A 4,224-nucleotide genomic window follows, 5' to 3' on the forward strand; every position below is an offset into this window, starting at 1 on the left:
AAATTTTTGCCTTGCCTACAGGACGTAGGTACCTCGGCGTGAGCAGGACGCGGAAGCGGGGTTATCGACAAGATTCTCTCGCCTCAAAATAGATCACTTAATTAAGCGAATTGGTATCACAGACATTGACGTTAGCTTTTATCACTAATTTACCCCTCGAAATAATTGAGCGTCTAATAATCTATCTTTTTAAATCGAGTTACACAGCGACTTAGAAATAATAAGTATTTAACAGTCAGAAAGTTAACAGCTTGAGTCAATCACTAAGATATAAAGTTAGGATTTCTTATCTGTAAAAATTTCATTTTTCACATTCTCTGCACTTTTGCCTGCCACCTTAAAAGCTCAAAACACAATAGGGTTGGGAATAATGATGAATAAAGTCAACATCTTCGGTACAGCCGTGCTACTCACAGCACTCACTTGTTTACCTGTGTTAGCGCAACACAAACGCTTACCACCGCCACCAAAGCAAGCACCCTTATCAACATTGGATATTGAATTGTCTACACTTATTGCTAATCATGGGATAACGGGTAAGGTACTCGGTACTGAGGAACTACCTAAAATATCAGAACCGATTGCGCAACTTGGCATGCAGTTGTTTTTTACCAAAGCGCTCGGAGGTGAAAAGTCCGTGGCGTGTGCAAGCTGTCATGACCCGAGGCTTGGTGGTGCCGACGGACTTTCTCTGCCAATTGGCACTAACGCACTAGATGTTGACGTGGTAGGTCCGGGACGTCAAGCGGTGAACGATGAAATTAATATTCCACGCAATTCTCCCACTATTTTTAACTCTGGGTTGGCAAACAGCGCGCTATTTTGGGATGGTCGTGTGCAACGGATCACCATAACTGATGAAGCTGGTAACGAAAGCAGCTTTATCAGCACACCGGATTCAGGCTTTAATCAACCAGACCCTAACGCCGCAGACTCCCTTGTAGCAACGCTATCTCGCTTTCCTGTGACCTCAAGAGAAGAAATGCGTGGCGAAGCGTTTGAAAACGCCACAACGAATGAACAAGTCAGAGCGCATATAGCACAACGGATCGGTGATTATGGCGAAGAAGCAGGTAGCCTCGCTACTAATGACTGGCTGCACGCGTTTAGAAACGCATTTAACTCTCAAGCCGACGCGCAGAGCTTAATAACCTTTGATAGTATTGCCTTTGCTTTGGGACAATACCAAGCATCCTTTGTGATGGTCAACACCAGTTGGCACCGTTATGCCCGAGGCGATCGCTCAGCATTAAACGAGCAGCAAAAACGGGGGGCGAAGCTATTTTTCACACCTGTCAACGAAGGCGGTGCAGGGTGTGTCGCTTGTCACAGTGGCGAACAGTTCACTAATAATGGCTTCTTTAATCTAGCCTTTCCACAGTATGGAATTGGCACGCAAGAAAATCGTGCCGATATTGGCCGAGCAGCGATTGACTCCACACCCCGTAATCTGTTTGCATTCAGAGTACCGAGCCTTATCAATATCGCATTAACGGCTCCTTATGGCCACGCTGGTGCCTATGAGACGCTAGAGCAAGTGGTGGATCATTATTCAAACCCTGAGCAAACCATTGAACGGTTTTTCCAACAGGGTGGCGCTTGTGGCTTAAAGCAGTTTGCCTTATCTGCTCAATGTGACACACTAAACCTCCAAGCTAGAGAAAATAGTGAAGCGGCTTTGACGTTATTAAGACAGTCCCCTTTTGTTGCTGCAAACTTAGCACCACAGCAAAAACAAGATCTCGTTGCATTTTTACATACACTCACAGACAAGTGTGCCAAGGATCTAAAATGTGTAAAAAGATGGGTACCAAACCGTAACACACCCACACCTGATAACCTGCGCTTACGCGCGCACCACTAATAGGCGCAGTAGTAACAACTATGAAAATGACCATCCGCGTCAAACTTTTGCTAATCATTTTAATAGCCAACACTGCGTTAGTGCTGGCTATTTATATCGCCAATAAATTAGCATTTGAGAAAAGCTTCACCAGCTATCTAAGAAATACGACTCGCGTGCAACTTCAAGAGGTAGTCAATCAAGTTGCCGAAAACTATGAGCGTTATGGTTCGCTAAACTGGGTGTATCGCGGTTCAGAGCCATGGAATGATATTGTTCGCCAATTTTATGATCTGCCAGATGACGCTCCTCCTAAAGCACGCTTTAGACCTCCACCACGCCACCGAGCGACTGCAACTGAGCGACCTAGACGGAAAGACCGACCACCGCGTATGGGTAACAAAAAACGCCTGTTACTCAAAGACCCGCAAGGCAATATCATCATGGGTAAGGCTCAGAGCATACATTCATCATTCTGGTTTCCTGTTTATCAAGGAGAGCATTTATCAGCGCCAAATCATGACCATGTGGTTGCATATCTTGGCGTCGAACAAAGTGCACTGATTAGTAACGAGTTCAATCAATTATTCGCTCAGCAACAACGACAGCAGTTTGTTGTCATCGCGCTTGTTGCATTACTGATCACGCTGATCATTGCAATACCGTTTAGTAAGTATATGGTGCGCCCCATCGTTCTGTTACGCCGTAATGCTAAAACACTTACACAGGGGAATTATGACTCACGAGTCGAGATTAACAGTAATGACGAGCTGGGATTACTGGCCCGAGATATGAATCGTCTCGCGGACACCTTGGCACAAAACCAAGTAGCAAGACAGCAGTGGATAGCTGATATTTCTCACGAGCTGCGCACGCCCATTGCTGTGCTTCGGGCAGAGCTTGAAGGTATGATTGATGGTGTTATCACCAGTGAGCCTGAGCAACTTATCTCACTCAATGAGGAAATTCAACGGCTCACTCGTTTAGTTGATGATTTACATCAACTATCAATGTCTGACCGTGGTGCACTTACTTACAACATGGATAGAGAAAATCTCCATGACCTATTGCAACATACTTTTAGCAAAGCTAGTCATCAAATTGACAAACATAACCTCACCTATTCGCTACAGTGTGATGATAATATTGAGATTGAATGTGATGCCCAACGATTCAGTCAACTATTTGATAATTTATTACAAAATACGCTGCGCTATACCGACTCCTCAGAGCAATGCCCTGGCATCGTAGAGGTTGAGGTCAAACAACAACACAGGAAAACTGTCATTTACTGGCAAGACAGCGCTCCTGCGGTACCTTGTGAACAGTTAGATAAGCTATTTGATAGACTCTATCGTGTGGAAGAGGCAAGAAACAGGAAAACAGGGGGATCTGGTCTTGGGCTTGCGATTTGCCAGAGCATTGTTGCCGCACATAATGGAGAGATCACAGCAAACTTGAGCGAACTTGGTGGTCTAGCTATTATTATTACCCTGAAAAAATAATGGATACCTCCCGTGCCAAACAAACATATTTTAATTGTTGAAGACGAACCAAAGCTTGCTGATATATTAAGTAAATATCTTGCACAAGCTGAATATACCAGTCACCTCGTATACGATGGGGCATTGGCAGAAGAGGCTTTTAAGGAGCAACAACCTGCATTAATTTTGCTTGACTTGATGTTACCCAATGTAGACGGTATTGAGATCTGCAAACGGATCAGGGCATATTCAACGGTACCTATCATTATGATCACTGCAAAGGTTGAAGAAATCGACCGTTTATTAGGCTTAGAAGTGGGTGCCGACGACTATGTGTGTAAGCCGTATAGTCCAAAAGAAGTCGTCGCTCGAGTAAAAGCAATTTTGCGACGAGTTGAGCTGAATCAACGCGGAGATATGTCGGAAACTGAAAGCAAACTCAAACTTGACGAAGAACGCTTGTTTGTCTCTTTTCAAGAGTCCAAAGCAACGCTTACTCATGTCGAGTTTATGTTATTAAAAGCCATGTATGGCCACCCTTGTCGCATTTACAGTCGCAATTTGTTGATGGACCATATTTACGACGATAGCCATATCGTTAGCGACAGAACCATCGACAGTCACATAAAGAATATTCGTAAAAAGCTGCAAAATATCGCCCCCAAGTATGACTTTATCCACTCGATTTATGGGGCTGGGTATAAATTTGAAGCCCAAGAACGTGGCACGGAAACAGGCTGACAACACAAGCGCCTGCGTATAGCATCGCTGGCGCTTGCTTTTATACCAATTATCTTAATTAAGTGGTCTATTTTGAGGCGAGAGAACCTTGTCGATAACCCCGCTACCGCGCCCTGCTCTCGCTAAGGTACCTACATCCATATAGGTAAGGCAAAA

The 4,224-nt window shown here is 44.5% G+C and carries 3 protein-coding genes; all 3 read left to right on the plus strand.

Translation table 11 applies throughout. The annotated features are described in order from the left end of the window. Positions 1 to 370 precede the first annotated feature (370 nt). Genes D9603_RS20315 through D9603_RS20325 form a run of 3 tightly spaced genes read left to right on the plus strand, consistent with a single transcriptional unit; the run spans position 371 to position 4,068 of the window. Positions 371 to 1,864, plus strand: a complete 1,494-nt coding sequence (locus D9603_RS20315; RefSeq protein WP_241651733.1) for a cytochrome c peroxidase — start codon at positions 371 to 373, stop codon at positions 1,862 to 1,864. A 20-nt stretch (positions 1,865 to 1,884) separates the two neighbouring features. Then, on the plus strand, positions 1,885 to 3,348 hold the full coding sequence (locus D9603_RS20320; RefSeq protein ID WP_128732682.1) for an ATP-binding protein: 1,464 nt from the start codon (positions 1,885 to 1,887) through the stop codon (positions 3,346 to 3,348). A 12-nt stretch (positions 3,349 to 3,360) separates the two neighbouring features. Then, the gene (locus tag D9603_RS20325) at positions 3,361 to 4,068 is read left to right on the plus strand and encodes a response regulator (protein ID WP_128732683.1); all 708 of its coding nucleotides are present in this window, start codon (positions 3,361 to 3,363) and stop codon (positions 4,066 to 4,068) included. The last annotated feature ends 156 nt before the right edge of the window (positions 4,069 to 4,224 follow it).

This window comes from Pseudoalteromonas sp. PS5 (assembly GCF_004103255.1).
GTDB lineage: Bacteria > Pseudomonadota > Gammaproteobacteria > Enterobacterales > Alteromonadaceae > Pseudoalteromonas > Pseudoalteromonas peptidolytica.